The sequence below is a fragment of the Clostridium swellfunianum genome (assembly GCF_023656515.1).
Taxonomy (GTDB): Bacteria; Bacillota; Clostridia; order Clostridiales; family Clostridiaceae; genus Clostridium_AT; species Clostridium_AT swellfunianum.
The window spans coordinates 4,057,764-4,075,153 of sequence record NZ_JAMOFV010000006.1; the positions used below are offsets into that span (position 1 = coordinate 4,057,764).

General features: G+C 35.8%; 22 protein-coding genes and 1 pseudogene. 7 read left to right on the top strand and 16 right to left on the bottom strand.

Annotated features, from left to right (window positions below):
* Positions 1-10: 10 nt before the first annotated feature.
* The 5 genes and pseudogenes from NBE98_RS19275 (at position 11) to NBE98_RS19290 (ending at position 3,141) form a co-directional block, all read left to right on the top strand.
* On the top strand, positions 11-679 hold the full coding sequence (locus tag NBE98_RS19275; RefSeq protein ID WP_250816637.1) for a DUF4956 domain-containing protein: 669 nt from the start codon (positions 11-13) through the stop codon (positions 677-679).
* A gap of 55 nt (positions 680-734) precedes the next feature.
* Complete coding sequence (locus NBE98_RS19280) at positions 735-1,397, top strand: DUF4956 domain-containing protein (protein ID WP_250816638.1); 663 nt, start codon at positions 735-737, stop codon at positions 1,395-1,397.
* A gap of 93 nt (positions 1,398-1,490) precedes the next feature.
* Positions 1,491-2,162 carry a sigma factor gene (locus tag NBE98_RS19285; RefSeq protein ID WP_250816639.1) on the top strand — a complete coding sequence of 224 codons (672 nt, stop codon included), beginning with the start codon at positions 1,491-1,493 and terminating at the stop codon, positions 2,160-2,162.
* A pseudogene (locus NBE98_RS22625) lies at positions 2,155-2,265 on the top strand (anti-sigma factor domain-containing protein); the annotation flags it as partial. The gene NBE98_RS19285 and the pseudogene NBE98_RS22625, both read left to right, overlap by 8 nt.
* Positions 2,266-2,277: 12 nt before the next feature.
* Entirely contained in the window at positions 2,278-3,141 is an 864-nt protein-coding gene (locus NBE98_RS19290) for a hypothetical protein (RefSeq protein WP_250816640.1), read from the top strand.
* Between the two features lie 108 nt (positions 3,142-3,249).
* Here the strand turns inward: NBE98_RS19290 and NBE98_RS19295 are convergent, their stop codons facing one another.
* Genes NBE98_RS19295 through modA form a run of 3 tightly spaced genes read right to left on the bottom strand, consistent with a single transcriptional unit; the run spans position 3,250 to position 5,788 of the window.
* Positions 3,250-4,317, bottom strand: a complete 1,068-nt coding sequence (locus NBE98_RS19295) for a sulfate/molybdate ABC transporter ATP-binding protein (protein ID WP_250816641.1) — start codon at positions 4,315-4,317, stop codon at positions 3,250-3,252.
* Between the two features lie 11 nt (positions 4,318-4,328).
* Positions 4,329-5,000 carry a molybdate ABC transporter permease subunit gene (gene modB / locus NBE98_RS19300; protein ID WP_250816642.1) on the bottom strand — a complete coding sequence of 224 codons (672 nt, stop codon included), beginning with the start codon at positions 4,998-5,000 and terminating at the stop codon, positions 4,329-4,331.
* Positions 5,001-5,011: 11 nt separating this feature from the next.
* Positions 5,012-5,788: a molybdate ABC transporter substrate-binding protein gene (gene modA / locus NBE98_RS19305; protein WP_250816643.1), complete on the bottom strand. Its 777-nt coding sequence runs from the start codon at positions 5,786-5,788 to the stop codon at positions 5,012-5,014.
* Between the two features lie 188 nt (positions 5,789-5,976).
* Here modA and NBE98_RS19310 point away from each other — a divergent pair, with 188 nt between their 5' ends.
* Positions 5,977-6,507, top strand: a complete 531-nt coding sequence (locus tag NBE98_RS19310) for an excisionase family DNA-binding protein (protein ID WP_250816644.1) — start codon at positions 5,977-5,979, stop codon at positions 6,505-6,507.
* 286 nt (positions 6,508-6,793) lie between these two features.
* Here the strand turns inward: NBE98_RS19310 and NBE98_RS19315 are convergent, their stop codons facing one another.
* The 10 genes from NBE98_RS19315 to NBE98_RS19360 all read right to left on the bottom strand — a co-directional run bounded on the left by NBE98_RS19315 (position 6,794) and on the right by NBE98_RS19360 (position 13,195).
* The gene (locus NBE98_RS19315) at positions 6,794-7,933 is read right to left on the bottom strand and encodes an amidohydrolase (RefSeq protein ID WP_250816645.1); all 1,140 of its coding nucleotides are present in this window, start codon (positions 7,931-7,933) and stop codon (positions 6,794-6,796) included.
* A 273-nt stretch (positions 7,934-8,206) separates the two neighbouring features.
* On the bottom strand, positions 8,207-8,971 hold the full coding sequence (locus NBE98_RS19320) for an ABC transporter permease (protein ID WP_250816646.1): 765 nt from the start codon (positions 8,969-8,971) through the stop codon (positions 8,207-8,209).
* A 71-nt stretch (positions 8,972-9,042) separates the two neighbouring features.
* Complete coding sequence (locus NBE98_RS19325) at positions 9,043-9,819, bottom strand: ABC transporter ATP-binding protein (protein ID WP_250816647.1); 777 nt, start codon at positions 9,817-9,819, stop codon at positions 9,043-9,045.
* Between the two features lie 70 nt (positions 9,820-9,889).
* Positions 9,890-10,078 (bottom strand): cysteine-rich KTR domain-containing protein, encoded by a 189-nt coding sequence (locus NBE98_RS19330; protein WP_250816648.1) that lies wholly within the window; start codon positions 10,076-10,078, stop codon positions 9,890-9,892.
* A 44-nt stretch (positions 10,079-10,122) separates the two neighbouring features.
* Positions 10,123-10,473, bottom strand: coding sequence for a DUF1048 domain-containing protein (locus NBE98_RS19335; RefSeq protein ID WP_250816649.1), 351 nt, complete (start codon positions 10,471-10,473; stop codon positions 10,123-10,125).
* A gap of 27 nt (positions 10,474-10,500) precedes the next feature.
* Complete coding sequence (locus NBE98_RS19340) at positions 10,501-10,848, bottom strand: DUF1048 domain-containing protein (protein ID WP_250816650.1); 348 nt, start codon at positions 10,846-10,848, stop codon at positions 10,501-10,503.
* Positions 10,848-11,171 (bottom strand): PadR family transcriptional regulator, encoded by a 324-nt coding sequence (locus tag NBE98_RS19345; RefSeq protein WP_250816651.1) that lies wholly within the window; start codon positions 11,169-11,171, stop codon positions 10,848-10,850. The genes NBE98_RS19340 and NBE98_RS19345 overlap by 1 nt, the downstream gene beginning before the upstream one ends.
* A 310-nt stretch (positions 11,172-11,481) precedes the next feature.
* Entirely contained in the window at positions 11,482-11,769 is a 288-nt protein-coding gene (locus tag NBE98_RS19350; RefSeq protein WP_250816652.1) for a toxin-antitoxin system YwqK family antitoxin, read from the bottom strand.
* 357 nt (positions 11,770-12,126) lie between these two features.
* Positions 12,127-12,690 (bottom strand): DUF4256 domain-containing protein, encoded by a 564-nt coding sequence (locus tag NBE98_RS19355; RefSeq protein ID WP_250816653.1) that lies wholly within the window; start codon positions 12,688-12,690, stop codon positions 12,127-12,129.
* A gap of 25 nt (positions 12,691-12,715) precedes the next feature.
* A complete protein-coding gene (locus tag NBE98_RS19360) occupies positions 12,716-13,195 on the bottom strand; it encodes a GyrI-like domain-containing protein (protein WP_250816654.1) in 480 nt (159 codons plus the stop codon).
* A 109-nt stretch (positions 13,196-13,304) separates the two neighbouring features.
* On the opposite strand from NBE98_RS19360, the gene NBE98_RS19365 reads away from it, so the two are divergent.
* Positions 13,305-14,267: a helix-turn-helix transcriptional regulator gene (locus NBE98_RS19365; protein ID WP_250816655.1), complete on the top strand. Its 963-nt coding sequence runs from the start codon at positions 13,305-13,307 to the stop codon at positions 14,265-14,267.
* A gap of 610 nt (positions 14,268-14,877) precedes the next feature.
* On the opposite strand, the gene NBE98_RS19370 is transcribed toward NBE98_RS19365, so the two are convergent.
* From NBE98_RS19370 to NBE98_RS19380, 3 genes are read right to left on the bottom strand one after another with little or no spacing between them, the layout of a single operon-like run.
* On the bottom strand, positions 14,878-15,921 hold the full coding sequence (locus NBE98_RS19370) for a sensor histidine kinase (protein ID WP_250816656.1): 1,044 nt from the start codon (positions 15,919-15,921) through the stop codon (positions 14,878-14,880).
* Positions 15,902-16,597: a response regulator gene (locus tag NBE98_RS19375; protein WP_284703766.1), complete on the bottom strand. Its 696-nt coding sequence runs from the start codon at positions 16,595-16,597 to the stop codon at positions 15,902-15,904. Before NBE98_RS19375 ends, NBE98_RS19370 begins: the two co-directional genes overlap by 20 nt.
* 42 nt (positions 16,598-16,639) lie before the next feature.
* Positions 16,640-17,386, bottom strand: coding sequence for an ABC transporter permease (locus tag NBE98_RS19380; protein WP_250816658.1), 747 nt, complete (start codon positions 17,384-17,386; stop codon positions 16,640-16,642).
* Between the last annotated feature and the right edge of the window lie 4 nt (positions 17,387-17,390).

Genomic DNA, 17,390 nt, shown 5'->3' on the forward strand with positions numbered 1-17,390 from the left:
GGATATTAATATGAGCAATTTAATCAATCTATTTAATAATATTAATCTCGGAGAACCATTTATTAAAACTCAAGTTAATCTGCTAATTAGCCTGATATTTACAATTATTCTAGTATCTATTATGCTTATAACCTATAAACTTAGCCAAGACCCCTTATCATATAACAGAAAATTCAACATCACCTTAATGATGTTATCATTTATATCCACTGTTCTGTTATCACTTGTACAGAACTATCCATTACTTTCTCTAGGTGTATTTGGCTCACTTTCTATCTGTCGAGTACGTGCAAACACAAAAGATCCAAGAGATATCGGTTTTGTTTTCTGGTCCCTTTCTATAGGAATTTCCTCTGCTGTAGGGGAGTTTGCCGTAGGATTAATGAGCACACTGATTCTTAGTATGCTTATGGTAATCTTTAGCAAAAGCATTAAAAGAAAAGATGTTCTTACTATGGTTGTACGTGGAAGTAAAGATCAGGTTACAAATGTGCAGAAAATTTTCTACCAAATACCTAATAGCTCTATTCAAGCAAAAAACCTGTTTACTGATTCCTTTGAGTTAGTATATAAATTAAAACTTCCACCTCATGAAGGAGAAAAGCTTCTTCTTGCATTGAACAACATGCACGGCATAAACAGTGTAAATGTTTTGGCACCCCAAACTAAAGTTGCTTAAGAAGGTACAAAAATTAGTATAAATAAAAATTCCAATTAAGATGGAGGAAATATTTATGAATCTATTTGAAGAAAAGATGTATACCCTGTTAAACCTCGCTACCACTAAATCGAATATAACCACAATCATGATAACTCTGGCAACTGCGCTCCTACTCTCGGCAGTATTATGGGGCACCTATCGTTTTGCCAATACTAAAAATACTTATCAGCCGAAATTTGCCATTACTCTTGTAATGCTGGCCTTTATCTCCACAGTGTTTATGGATCTCATACAATCGAACCTGGCACTTTCCCTTGGAATGCTTGGATCTCTTTCTATTGTTCGATTTCGTACCAACATTAAAGATCCTCGTGATATTGGATTTATCTTTTGGAGTATGTGTATTGGTATTGCTGCTGGAACCAACAGTTATTTAATAGGGGCCATTGGTAGTATCATTTTGGCTATATTCATGCTGGTTACTAGAAAAAAAAGTATAAATACCGCAGTTATGATGCTTGTTATTAGAGGCAGCAATACAAATATCAATAAAATTCAACATGTGGTGAATCAAGTTCCTGGAAACAATACTGTAAAAGCCAAAAATATTCTAGCCGATTCCTTCGAACTAGTATATGAGATGCATCTGCCCGAGAGAGAAAGTAACAATATGATAGGTGAGCTTTTTGAATTAGGTGGAATTGATAGTGTAAATCTATTAGCAGCAAATGGGTAATTATCTTCCACTTGTTGCCTTTAATTCCCCCTGATATAATTATAACATCTATCTGACGGCTCTCTATATGAAGGTAAAAAGAAGGTGATATTATTGATTTCAGATGAAAAAATTCATGTAGATAATTTAGAACAATTGATTAAGCAGCATATTGCATTTATTATACGCACAGTAACCAATTTAACAGGAAGATATGTGTCTATAGAAAATGATGATGAATTCAGTATCGCATTATGTGCATTTGCAGAGTCAGTAGAACGGTACGACAAAGGACGTGGTAATTTCCTTTCTTTTGCAGCACTTGTAATTGAAAGTAGAGTTAAGACATTTCTAGAGCATAAAAATAAGATAAAAAATGAAATTTCTCTGGAAGAGCTTATATCAGCTGGACACGATATACCTGATCCATGCTCAGAACATCAAAATGAGTGGGATGACCTGCCTCAGGAGATAAGTTTATTCAGCAAAGAGCTTGAATTATTCGGTTTAACCTTTGAATCCCTTGCTGACGATGCACCTAAACATAAAGATACACGTAATACCGCAATTAAAGCAGCAGAAAAGGCCAGTGAAAATACTCTAATCGTAGATAGAACCTACCAAAAGAGAAGACTTCCAGTTCGAGAAGTTGCTCTCCTGAACAATCTTACAGAAAAGATAGTTAAACGCAGTAAATGGTTTATTCTGTCCGTAATGATTATATTTGTAAAACGATTCACTAATTTAATCTATTGGATTAAAGGATCGAGGTGTTTTCATGTATAGTAAAGTAATAGTTCTGGAAATTAAATCTAAATATTGTCTTGCTATGACTGACGAAGGTGTCATCATTAGGATTATGAAAAAAGACAATGTCAAAGTTGGCGACAGAATCTATATCTTGGATGAAGACCTTTATCACAATGAAAACAAAGCTAGCATTATTATTCCATTTCCAACGGTAAGGCGAAAAACCTTCCTTAAAGCGAGTAGTATTGCGGTTGCTATTATTCTGTGTTTTTCAATTATACTGGCATTTCCGCAATTAAACACAAAGGCTTGTGCTGCTATTTCTATTGATGCTGCTTCTGATATACAATTAAAACTTAACAAGGATTATAAAGTTATTAGCGCAGTTTCCTATGGTAACACTGTACCTGAAAAAGAACTAAAAAAAATGATTGGACAAAAGCTGATAGATATTAAGCCTGAGCTTATATCCTTATTTGGAAAAGACAGCGAGCCTTTACTTATAGGCTATGCCCTGCAGCAGAATTCCCATTCTGTTACTGAGGAATATATCAAAGATTATTTAGATAATGTATTTCCACATGAAAAGGCCATTTATGTTAAAGGAGTTCTGAATGATATCATCGTGTCTAACCAGCGTCAAATGAGCATTGGCCTCTATCTTGCCAGTATGGAAATCTTAAACAATGAGCTTGAAGATGTTTTGGACGAGATGGACTTGAAACAGATACTGGATCTTCTTAAAAAACGACCTGATTTGATGACAGATGAAAACGTACGTGAAGTACTAGAGGAAAAACGGGATAGAATTTACAACCAAGATGACAATGATGCCTCTGATGATAATTTGAATGCTGATATTGACGACTCTGATGATAGCAAGAGTTCTGACGATAATGATTCCGACGATAACCAAAACCCTGATACTGATGATTCTAAAGAAAAGCAAAATTCTGATGCTGATGATTCCGACAATAAACAAAATTCTGATGCTGATGACTCAGACGAAAGTTAGAACTGCAATGTCCATAATATCAAATAAGCTGCTTCTCTATTAGAGCTAAGTTAATATGCCTATAGGATTGCCTTAGTATTAAAACAATACTAAGGCTGATTCTAAAGATTATTCTAATAATAAAATGGCATCTTGAGGAACTTTTAAATACAGTATTTCTTTTTCTTCTCTATTATCCCATTTATCTTTATTAATTTTATACAATATACTTGCATTTCCATTTTCTTTTTTACTTTCGTTGTTCTCAAAGAAAACATTATATTCAACCACATCTTCAACTTTCTTATTAATTCTGCATTCAATTACATTTTTTTGTTCTTTTGCCTTAGCAGAATTAATAATTTGAAAATCATATTCCCTGATGCCAATATATTTAATCTTTTCTAATACTGTTTTTTCTGTTTCTAAAGTAATATTCCAGTCAACAGCATGAACATGATGTGAAGACAAAACCTTACATCTTGAAATATTCTTGCATCCGGTCAATCTTGCTGCAGTATGCAATTGGGGCTGTTCAAAAATTTCTTTAGTGTTCCCAAATAAAACAGATCTTCCTTTATCAACAATAATAATTTTTTTGCAGAACCTGTATATCTCATCCATGCTGTGTGAAACCATCAAAACTTCTCCATGATATAATTTCAATAATTCAAGAACTCCACTTTGAAGTTGCTCTTTTAAATGTGAATCCAATGCTGAAAATGGTTCATCCAGCATTAATATGTCTGGCTTATATACCATGCACCTTGCTAATGCTACTCTCTGCTGCTGACCACCTGAAATTTGATTTGGATATTTCTTTTCTAGTCCTTGTAAATGAAATATTTCTAATAGTTTATTAATTTTTTGTTCTTTTTCTTTTTTTGAAAGCTTCAAGCCAATTCCAATATTTTCCTGCACTGTCATATGTGGGAACAGTGCATAGTTTTGAAATAAATAGCCAGCATTCCTGTCTTGTGGTTTAAGATTTATTTTTTTCTCAGAATCAAATAAAACTTTTCCATTAAGGATTATGCGCCCTTCATCAGGGGTCTCAATTCCGGCTATACATTTTAGCGTCATGCTTTTTCCACTACCTGAAGCACCTAAAATACCAACATAGTCTTCATCTGTTTCAAAAGCAACTTCAAGAGAAAAACCTTTCAGTTTTTTCTTTATATCAACTACTAAACTCATAAATTTCTCCCTTATTTAAAGTATTTTCTTTCTTTCAAAGAAAAATAGTTTGTAAGAACAACAACCACAAAAGATATTAACAAAACAATTATTACATAGTAAGAAGCACTCTTCATATTACCTGCAGCAACTTCTGCATAAATTGCCAACGGAAGTGTCCTTGTCTTATTTTCTATATTTCCTGCAATCATGGCTGTGGCACCAAACTCACCAAGTCCCCTGGCAAATGCCAATATACCCCCTCCAGCAACACCTGGCAAAGCAAGCGGCATTATTACTTTCCAGAAAATTGTTCTCTCTGACATTCCAAGTGTCCTTGCTGCCATAATTAAATTTTGGTCTATTTGTTCAAATGCACTTCTTGCGGAGCGATACATAAGAGGAAATGAAATTACTACAGCAGCTATTACAGTGGCTGTCCAGGAAAAAACTATTTTTACACCCAAAAATTTCAGCAATAACTTGCCAATAGGTCTATTTACTCCAAAGACAATAAGAAGTAGAAACCCCATAACTGTTGGAGGTAAAACTAAAGGTAAAGTTAATATTCCATCTAAAATCATCTTTATTTTTTCTGATTTCATTTTCACAATCCATCTTGCAGCAAAAAGCCCTAACAAAAATGTTAAGGCTATAGCTGCAGATGCTGTTTTAATTGATATTATTATTGGCGACATCTGCATATTATAATCTCCTATTTATTTTTCTTAAATCCATATGATTCAAACACCTTATTAGCTTCATCAGTTTTCAAAAATTCTACAAATTTCTTTGCTGCAACTTCGTTCCTAGTTGCTTTAACAATGCCTAATGGATAAATCACTTTAGAGACACTTCCCTCTGGGGCTTCTGCCACGGTTTTCACCTTTTTATTTGAAACAGCGTCAGTTGAATATACAATACCCGCATCAGCGCTGCCTTCTGCGACCCAATTTAGCACTTCCGTAACATTTGTTCCAAGGCTTGCCTTTGCAATTACTTCGTTCCAAATCTTTATATTAGTTAATGTTTCTTTGGCATACTGTCCAACTGGTACACTTGAAGGATCTCCAATAGCAATTTTATCAGCCTTTAAAATATCTTCAAAAGCACTTATGCCTTTGGTGTTTTTTTGTGAAACAATAAGTACAATTTTATTTTCTAAAAGCTGAACTATAGAATCCTTAACAATTAAGCCTTTCTCATCTAATGCTGTCATTTGCTTCATAGCTGCCGACATAAAAATATCTATAGGTGCACCTTCTTCAATTTGTGTTTGTAATTTTCCTGAACTATCGTAGGTTGTTTGAATCTTAATATCAGAGTATTGTTGTTTAAACATTGGAATCAATTTATCATCCATACAATTTTTCAAGCTTGCTGCTGCAGCAAAAGTTATTGTAGATTCTTCTGTTTCCTTGTTATTGCTACAACCTATTAAAAAAAATGTTAACCAAAAGCTGGTCATTACCATAGCGATTACTTTCTTCATTTTTTATCCCTTTCAGTATAAATACAGCATAAATTCAAATTCTAAAACTAATTAAACCAAACTAAACACAACTCAAACTAATTAAACATATTATATCACCTTAAATTTATAATGTAAATTCATGTCTTTAAGCTACATAGTATTTTGTGGTAAAATATTATAATATAAGAAATTAAATACCAAAGTAGGTGAATCTATTGACCGAAGATATATTATCTACACCAGAAGAGATTGCACAAAAACTTAGGATAACAAAAGGAACTGTATATGAAATGATTAAAAGAGGAGAGCTTGAGGCTCACCGAATTGGAAGACATATACGGATATCTCAAGCTCAGTTTGAAATTTATCTTTTACAGACAAAAGGGTATACTAATATTTATGAAGCAACCTTGGTTCAAGAAAATGCTGAAACCTTTGCAAATATTGGACCAGTAAAGATTTATGTTGATACCCCTCTAGAAGGAAAGGTGAAAATTTCTATTCGCCCTGAAAATATAATATTGAGCAAGGGAACATTTATAAGCAGCGCTAGAAATATTCATAAAGGGAAAGTTATTGACACTATCAATGAGGACTCTAGAGTGCTTGTATCAGTTGATATTGGAATTACCATCAAAGCACTAATAACTATGAAATCTTTAATAGAAATGGATATCTCAAAAGGGACTGAACTATACGTTATTTTTAAAACGATGTCTGTAACGGTTTATAAATAACTATTTCAATTGAAGCTAATTCAAATAGTTATAAGTTTGTTATATTGAGAAGTAAGTTTTTAAAGCTAAGACTAGGATACATATTTTAAGTATAGTAGTCTTAGCTTTTTAATAACTTTGAAAGCCCTAATCTTATTTTATATCTACAATTTCCTCAAGCAACTAGACTCAGAAAATATAAAAATGAAATTTAATAAAACATTTTCAATAATATATTTTCTGCAAATTTAATTCAATAAAGTTAATAGCTAATGAATCTATATAATTTCAGCTTCATTCGCTAATGTTATGACCTTTCAAAAACAATTTCTCCATCAATTAGTACAAGAGTGGTTTTAGCTTGAATATCAAAAGGATGCTTGTCAAATACTACAATGTCTGCATCTTTATCTACCTGCAGCGAACCTACCTTATCAGAAATTCCAAGTATTTCTGCAGGATTTATAGTTATCGCCTTAAGTGCAGTTTCTTCATCTAAACCTGACCTTACAGCTAGTGCAGCACACATTGGAAGATAATGCACTGGTACTACCGGGTGGTCTGTCATTAATGCTATTTTTATGCCGGCTTTATGCAATGCAGCTGGAGTTTCAAAATTGAGCTCTTTTAGCTCAACCTTACCCCTTGGCCCAATAGATGGTCCTACTATTGCATAAAACCCTTCTTTTACAAGTTCATCTGCAATTAAATGGCCCTCTGTACAGTGCTCTAAGGTCATCTTAAGTCCAAACTCCTTAGCGATACGAATAGCAGTAAAAATATCATCAGCTCTATGAACATGAGCTTTTACATTTAGTTCACCCTTAACAACTGGTACCAAGCTTTCAAGCTTCATATCAAAACTTGAGCTTTTTCCTTTGTTCTCCATATAAGCTTTTGTTTTAAGAAGATACTCTCTTAATATAGCAGCGGTGGCCATTCTAGTTGAAGGCGATTGATTTTTTGCACTATATCGCTTTTTCGGATTCTCACCAAAGGCAACCTTCATAGCAGCAGTCTTCTGAATGATCATATTATCTATTCTTTTCCCTTTAGTTTTAATAGTAGCAAATTGCCCAGCTATAACATTTGAACTCCCGGGACCTGTACACACACATGTAACACCATTTTCATATGCTTCAATAAAGGCTCTGTCCATTGGATTAATTGCATCGATAGCTCTAAGATGGGGAGTTGCTGGATCAGTGCCTTCATTAATATCATCTCCTTCAAAACCAACACCATCCTCACACATGCCTATATGACAATGAGCATCAATAATACCAGGCATGACAAACCCACCATTAACATCAATAATCTCACAATTATCAGGAATTGAAATATCCCTGCCTACTGCAATGATTTTTCCTTCATTAACCAGTACTTGTCCATATTCAATTGATTCACCAGCCATAGTAAGAATTGTTCCATTTTTGATTAATAACATTTTTATCTCCTCCTAAGTCTTAAAATATATCAAATACAAATTTAAAGTAAAAAAAAAAATGCTCTATCTCGTAAAGATTAGCACTTTTTCGGTAAATAAAGTTAATTCTAAAGACAAAAAGCAAAAGAAGTATCTGATGGCACTTGCACCAAATACTTCTTATTTATATTATAACAGCATTTAGCAAAAAAGTATACTTAATTTTATTGATATAGTAGCATTTTAATTAAGTCTATCCCTATGATTGAGTATCTATGCTTTGAGTAAGGATAGTTATATTTTTTTATAGTTCCTCATTGCAAAGATATAAGCAACAAATGTTATTGCTATACACCAAACAATAGCAACCCATATTTCATTTCCTACTGGTTGATTTGCTAATAAATTTCGAATAGCTTCTACAATAGGGGTTACAGGCTGATTTTCTGCAAAGGCACGTACTGCTTTTGGCATAGTAGCTGTTGGTACAAAGGCAGAACTTATAAATGGTAAAAAGATTATTGGATAAGAGAATGCCCCTGCGCCATCTGGTGTTTTAGCAGCAAGTCCCGCAATTACCGCAATCCAAGTTAAAGCAAGTGTAAAGATTCCGAGAATTCCAAATACCGCGAGCCACTCAAGGATTCCTGCTGAAGAACGGAAGCCCATTAACAATGCAACGAGTATAATCACTACTACAGAAATTCCATTTGAAATTAATGAGGTTAATACATGTCCCCATAATACTGAAGAACGAGCGATAGGCATTGAGTGAAAACGCTCAAAGATACCACGTGATTTATCTATAAACAAACGGTAAGCTACATATGCAATCCCGCTGCCAATAGCCATTAACATTATACCTGGCAATAGGTAATTAACATAACTTCCCGCACCTGTTTCAATTGCACCGCCAAATACATAAACAAATAATAACATCATGGCAATTGGTGTAATACAAACTGTAATAATTGTATCCATACTTCTAGAAATATGACGCATAGAACGTCCAAACATAACACCCATATCTTTTAAAAAATATTTATTTGTAGATTCCATCTAATTTTTCCTCCTTTTAGTCGGAAACACTGAGCAATTAAAGACTCTCGCTTCCGCTCGATAATTACTCGTTAAAGGTCATTTAGGCCTTTAACCTCCTTTTTCCCAATGATTGTTAGGAATATCTCTTCTAATGTAGGTTGTTTTTCAACATATTCAACTTTTGCAGGCGGAAATAACTTTTTCAATCCTTCCAGTGTATCAATGGCAATGATTTTTCCACCATTAAGAATAGCAATTTTATCTGCAAGTTGTTCTGCTTCTTCTAAATATTGTGTAGTTAAGAATACTGTAGTTCCTGAAGCTGATAACTCTTTTACTATTTTCCAAACTTCTAAGCGTGCTTCCGGATCTAGACCTGTTGTTGGCTCATCCAGGAAGATAATCTTTGGGTTTCCAACTAAACTCATTGCTATATCAATTCTTCTTTTCATACCTCCAGAGTAAGTACCTACTCTGCGGTTTGCAGCCTCTGACATGCCAAAACGATTAATTAATTCATCTGCCACTTGATTTGGATTTTTAAGATGTCTAAGTTTTGCAATCATTTGAAGATTTTCACGTCCAGTCAAAATTTCATCAATAGCAGCAAATTGACCAGTAAGACTAATAGAGCCTCTAATGTCCCTTGGATTTTTTTCAATATCAAAACCATTGATCTCAACATTTCCAGCATCTGCTTTAAGTAAAGTGACCATGATTTTAATCATCGTTGTTTTTCCTGCCCCATTGGAACCTAGTAATGCAAAGATACCTCCCTGCTCTACTTCAAAATCTACTCCTTTGAGCACTTCTACATTTCTGTAGGCTTTCTTTATCCCTTTTACTTGTATGATATTTCTTTTCATTTTCTTTTCCTCCTATAATTATAATTAAGTTTCATAAAAAAAGAGCCGACAACTGTGATTTCACTCACGGTTATCGGCTCTGCGTCATAGCGTCTGGCTCTTTGATAACTGATATATTCATTTGTTTTGCATTGATTATAGTTTCCTGTTTACACCTGGGACAAAATAGCGGGAAGTTTTCAAGTACCGTATCACCACCTATCTTGACCTTTGTTCTTCCTCTGCAGACCGGACATAATATCCATTCGTAGTTACACACTCTGCCACCCCCTTACTTCATGTTTTTGTTGACCACTATCATTTTTACTTAGTTTTATCTGTAGCCTTTTTCATAGCCTTGTTAACTTCTTGGTTAACAGATTCTTGATAGATGTCAGCGTAAGTTTTTGAATCTTTGATTAAATCGTCGCAAAAATCTGCTACGTCAGCGCCTGTCACTTCTAGTACTCCTTTTCCTAAGGCCGCGCCCTCTTCAAAAAGATCTATAATTCCTGAGAGTAGATCTATCCCGTCTGTTAGCTCAACAGGGCCAACCTTATAGAGATATTTTTGAATCTCTTTATAAACAATCTGATAATCTTTCGGAAGCCCTTTGACACGGGCCATGTGCGCTCGCCACTCTTTTTTGCCTTCTATTATATCTTGTATTCTCATATTATCCTCCTTGCAATCCTCATGTTCCTATTTACCTAATTTCTTAGCGATACTATTGTTTAGCTGTTTGCGCCACTTGTCGCGATAAGAATTTGCGCCTTCTTCACCCAACAGTGCTAAGCAGAAGCCTTTGATATCATCACCTAGAACCTCTTGGATATCCTGACCGTCAGCCGACGTTTCTTCAAGTAAGCCAAGCACACCGTCAAGAATTGGCATTAGGTTGCGGCCGGTTAAATCTGAGTGCGGCCAAAGATTTTCTTTGATTTTTTCCCATGCCTCTTGATAATCAGCCGGCAGCTTTTTGGCGCGCGATTGAAAAGTTTTATATTCTTTAGTCATGTCGCTTCCAGTGATTTTTTCCCAAAAATTCATTATTTCTTCTCCTTTAACTCACTAATTTTTGATGATACGAATTCCCATCTTTCCCAGAACCTCCTGAGCTCCTCACGCCCCATGTCATTGAGCGTAAAAAACTTTCGCGGAGGTCCCATGTCGGATGGCTTTTTCGTAATTTCCACCAGCTTGTTTTTCTCAAGTCTCACCAAAATGGTATAAACTGTGCCATCTACAACGTCCGAAAATCCGAGGGCATTCAGCCGTCTTGTGATCTCGTAACCGTAGATTTCCTCGTGGCTGATGATTTCAAGGACACAGCCTTCCAGTACACCCTTTAACATTTCTGTTATGTTTTCCAATTTAATTACCTCTCTGCTATATAGTATTACCGATATTCTGTATTACTTACTACCACTATATAGTAACACGTAGTAGTGATAGTGTCAATATGATTTTTTATTAAATATAATTGTTTAGAAATTTGTTTAACACATATCACCTGTATATATTGTTTCGTTTCTAAACTGTTTTTTATATACTTTCCATTAGAAATCCTATCAAATATAAAAATCCCCTATCCCCGCAGTAATTGGGAGATAGAGAATTTTCCAATTTTATCTTAAAACATATCTACTGTTTATTTCTGTCATTTATTTGAGCTTATTCTCTCTACAGTTCTTTTTTCCCCCGTTTAGTTGCCTTATGCTTTGTTCCTTTGTCGTCGTATGTAATCCACTCACCTATTGGCTCTCCCTTTTCAAAATATCCTGAACGTTTAATCGTGCCATCTGGTCGATACCATTCCCAATAACCTTCGGGCTGCCCATTTACCATCTTGCCTTTAGACCAAATGGTTGCTCCATTCGCATGGTATTTAATTGTGTACCCATCAACCACTTCTAATTTCTTTTCTTTAACACCGTTAGGATGAATCAAGTCACATTTTTCATTATCCATCTCTTATACTCCTCCTTATCTGATAATCATGAATACTAATATTCTTCTTTCTTCATCAGTTTATTATCTCTAAAAGTCTCAGTTCATTTCTTATCTGCTCTTTCCATTTATTAATATTACCAACCTCCTTTAGTAAAATTAATCAACTATCAGTATATCCTATGCCATTACGTAAATGTCAACTTCATTCTTTATCCTTGATGTAAAATAAAAATGTAACTTCTTTATCCTTGAAATTTAATAATAATATTCAGTCTAGGACATAAAAGAAGGAGGCTATTGAAAGCCCCCATTTTGAGTTCTATTTTAACAATTTTCGGAAAATTAGTGAACCTCACTTCGTTGTTCGTGCAAAATTTAGACCCTTAGTGAACCACGGAATCCCCTGGCAGAATAGTAGGAGTCTGCACCATTGTGATACACAAAGACAGTGTCGTAGCGGCAATCCCCAAAGATGGCTCCACCGAGTTTTCTAATATTAGCAGTTGTTTTCAGCCAGCTCGATGTCTTGGTATCGAACTTCCCAAGTTTCTGCAGCTCCCGGTATTGTTCTTCTGTTAGAATTTCAATACCCATGACCCCTGCCATATTAATGGCGCTATTTTCCGGTTTATGTTGTTTCCTTGACTCCAGCGCTTCATGGTCGTAACAAATACTTCTGCGGCCTTTAGGGCTTTCTGCTGAACAATCATAAAAAATGTATTCACCCGTCGTTTCATCATAACCAACGACATCCGGCTCACCTCCAGTTACTTCCATTTCATTGAGTGACCAAAGTTTTTCAGTATTAGCTTCTAGTTTTGCATTTACTTTTTCCCATTCAAGTCCTTCATGGCGGCTTGTATTTTTCTTAAAACGGTCTTTCAATATTTTAATTAGTTCTTCATATTGTTCTGGTGACAACTCTTTTTTATTGATCATTTATGAACACCCCTCTCTTGTTTCTCTATATCTTAACAACAGGAATCCACATTTCACCGAAAACTAAGCCATTTCGCTGCTCCATCTGAACCGCTGCATTTGGCCCACCAACATAGGCATAATTATTTTCTTCATTCAACGCCTGACCAAAGGCCATTCGGGTAAGCTTAGTATTCAATTCCTCAGCAGTTTTCCCTTCCCCCCTAACAACTAGATATTTTCCCTTAGGAAATTGGATAACCCTGGTTTCTTCTGGTGCTGATTCCTCTGATATGACGCCAGCATAATGCATCATCTTATTATTTACCGCTTCGTTCACGGTAAAAATATAATCATTTGCTGCTAAGGCTTTCAAAGCATCAAGTCTTCCATCTTGGTTTACAGCCTGCCAAAAGTCTGATTTTTCCTTATTTATGCCAGCAGAGTCTGTGTAATGGCTCTTAAGCTCAGTACCAAAACCTATAACGGTGAAATTGTCTTTTTCTTCTATAGTGTAATTAGTCATATCTAATACCTTCCTTTTATAAAATTATTCAAATGACTTGTCGTTTTCACTTGATAGGTTTATAATACCCATAAATCATGTCAAATAATGATACTATTTAGGAGGCCCTATGAAAAAAGTTGAGCGAATTAATACAATCATGAGATATATCAACAATCGAGCCCACTTTACAATTTCTGAACTCATGCAGGAATTTAATATCTCTCGTTCAACGGCTATCAGAGATATCAGAGATATTGAAGCAATGGGTATGCCGCTTGTGGCTGAAGCTGGAAGAGATGGGGGGTATTTTGTCATGCAAAACTCTGTCCTGCCCGTTGTTCGCTTTACCGATAATGAGGTCAAAGCTCTTTTTATTGCCTTTATGGCCACAAGAAATCAACAACTTCCTTACCTAAAGAGTCGTCAGTCTTTAGCTGAAAAATTATTGGGACTCATCTCTGAAAACCAGCAAGATGACCTGGTTCTTCTTAATCAAGTCTTGCTTTTTGAAGGGACCAATCCCTATAATCCTGATATACTTAATCTTTCTGATCTTCCTCATCCCATATTGGAAAAACTCATTCAAATTCTTCTTTTGGATAGATATTTATCGATTTCCATCGAAGAAGCAGAGGTAGTAAAGTCTTATTCAATTTATCTCCTGCACCTTTACCATGAAAATGGCCTTTGGTTAATTGACGCCTTTGACTTTAAGGAAGAAAAGAAGCAGATTTTTCCTGTGGATCATCTCTGCGATGTCAAACCCTGCGAGGATAAAGAGAGATTAAGTAGGAATAAGATTTTAGAAAAACTAAATAAGCAGAAAGAAGAAATCAACCTTGTTCTTGAACTTGGTCAAAAAGCGATCGCCCAGTTCAAAAAATACCATCCATTAAAAGTTTCAATTTCATATACGAATCCTTACCAAACCACGGCCATTCTAAAGACTTATATCAATGTTAAAAGTTACGAAGAATTGACCGAAATGACGAATTGGTTACTTTTCCTGGGTGATAATATCAAGGTCAGAGAAATGCCAGAAGAAGTTTCAGAAGGGTTTCAAGAGAGATTACACCTATTCTACCCATAAGCAATGGCCTGCACACATCATACAATGTAGCACTCTAGAAGATTTAGAAATGAAATAAAGCAATATATAATCTGCTGTAATAATTTTATATATCAATGAAACTTAATAAAGATGACTTCTATATATATAATACAGAAATCATCTTATTGAAGTTTCATAGGGACTTTCAAAATTGTCCTTGGCAAAGGGTACATTTAAATCAGTCTGAGGGAGCATAAAATACACTTTAATTTACATTAATAAACCTTCAAGGCCTTTGCTATCATCCTATTTTTTTACTATCCTAACAATCGTCTCCACATGCGGTATCACATTACTCTTATACAATTTAACAAAACATTCTGGGTTTATGTACTATTTGGTGAAACTTACCCCACGGGGTGTCATAGATAAAGTATCAGACAGTCTAGTCACACAAAATAATGTGGACCTACTGTTATCAAAATGAAAACGCTTATCCAAGTTTTTTGTTTTCAGTTTTAATTATTGATTTCATTTCCCTCCTTTTTCTTTGCGCTGTACTAGGCTATAAAAAAGAGGCTATACTTCTTTAAAAGCAAAACAGAGCCTCTCATCCTCCTACCTAATGACAACATTTGCATTGTATTTCTTATTGAACAATCGGTATAGTAAAACTGAATGTTGTTATAGTATTGGAAATGCTTCTAACCCATATCTCGCCTCCATGATCTTCGATAACTCTTTTGCATATGGCAAGCCCAAGTCCCGCACCGCCATAATTGCGTGAGCGTGATTTTTCGGCACGATAAAAATGATCAAAGACACGTGGCAAGTCCTCCGGTGCTATGCCAGAACCGTTATCCGACACCGAAATTGTCAGACACCTGTCATCGAGGTTTGCTTGGATGGTAATGATGCCATTTTCCCCAACATAACGTTTTGCATTTGAAATCAGGTTGTCAAACACATGTAATATACCGTTTTCATTTGCAAGTATATCAACCTTTGGGAATGGACGCACAATTTCAAGTTGAATATTGCAGTCGGCAAATTCCAATTCATATGGCTCAAGTATTGCTTCGAACAATTCTTCCGAGTTTCGTTTGCACAAATCCTGTGCACCGCCGCTCAGCTCAAGTTGGGAATACTGGAAAAGACTTTCAATCTGTTTATCAAGGCTTTCGGTTTTGTTTTTAATTACAGATATATAACGATTAAACCTCTCCCGATCGTGGACTATACCATCCTCTAGGCCTTCGACATAACCGCGAATAGATGAAATCGGGGTACGCAGGTCGTGAGATATACTTGCGATTAGTTCTTTCCGTGACTTTTCGAGGGCATCTTGTTTTTCAAGTGATTCTTTCAGCTGCATACGCAATTGGTCAAAGGCCAGACAATACCTGCCCATCTCATTATCCTTTTTATACTTGATTTCAAAATCCAAATCACCAGCCATTATTCTCTTCGTGGCTTTATGAAGCTCATTCAAGGGTGTAAGAACACTGTGGGCAATAATGCCCGAAATGATAGAAGCACAAACAATAAACGCTATGCTCTGTGCGAATATTATGATGATGGCGTTCCCTATGCCCGTGTCCATGTTACTTCCAACGGCAAAAACTACGAGTACAGGTACCGAGATCATAAAAGCAAAGGCGATGATGAGTTTTTTACGAATGCCAAGCTTCATTTTTACCTCCATCAAACCGATAACCGACACCCCAAACTGTTTTTATATATTGGGGATTCGACAGGTCGCTTTCAATTTTCTCACGGATTTTCTTGATGTGAACCGTCACTGTGTTCAAGTAGCCAAAATCGTTATACCCCCACACATTTTCAAAGACCTGCTCTCTTGTAAGTACCTGACCGGCATGAAGGGTCAAAAAGCGAAGCACCTCAAACTCTTTCGCCGAAAACTCAATCTGAATTCCATTGATCTTGACCGTGTAACCTTTCATGTCGATTTCCAATTCGCCGAATCTTCGAAGTTCTTTATGATCCGAAGGTGAGAGCATATTAAATCGTCGAAGCTGGGCTTTTACTCTCGCGACAACCTCTCTGGGGCTGAAAGGCTTGACAACATAATCGTCAGCGCCAAGCCCTAATCCTAAAATTTTATCAACCTCAGCTTTTTTTGCGCTCAGCATAATGATCGGTACATTGGATTCAGAACGAAGCATCCGACAGACTTCCATGCCATCAAGTCCGGGCAGCATGATGTCCAATACCACCAATTGAGGTTGATGCAATCGAAACAGCTCGATTGCCTCCTTGCCATCAGTGCTTATGACAACGCTGTATTTTTCTTCTTCCAGATAGTCTTTTATAAGCTCAGCAAGCTCCAATTCATCATCGACTACCATGATCTTTATATTTTGCACGAAATATCACCCCTTCCAGGTGCATTAGGCTATCACATCCTTTTTATAAAACGCCAAAACGCACCCAACATAAAACATCATAATATAGACGGTAATCACTACTATATTCATTATAACCGCTTCCTGAGTATATTGGACAAAGAGATTTTTGTAGAACGACCTCATCAGGTAAATTATGGAGTAATCCCGAAGAGCTTCTGAAGCTTCAAGCATCTGCGAAAAAATCATAATTCCCAATGCTCCACCGATGGTCACGCCCATGTTGTCAGTAAGGATCGCTATAAACGATATAAGAAGCCCAAAACCCAATACGGGAAGTAGTGTCACTGCACCAGACTTCAGAGTCAATAATACAAGGTCAATCCCAGCGTTTTCACCCCATCCAAAGCTCAACGTACCAATAGCATATGCGGACGTGAGCACAAATCCTATAATAACTCCTAAACAGAAAAGAAGGGACACTACCTTTGCGCTTAAAAATGCGATTCGATTCACAGGACGAAGCAGTGAAAGTTTGAGCGTACCGGTTCTGTATTCGTCAACCCAGCTATCCGCAATAAACACGGCAACAAATATAACAAACAAATATGGAAATTTATCAAGAAGTAATAAAGGAAATTTCTGTCCATTTATGGATACCCCCGAAGTTGCTCCATTAAATTTGCTTTGAAGCACAACTGAAATTTCAACGGCCAATGCAACGAGCATTATTATATAAATTTTTTTGAGCCGAAACGCTTTGTAAAGTTCATTATTTATTAGTTTATTCATATGT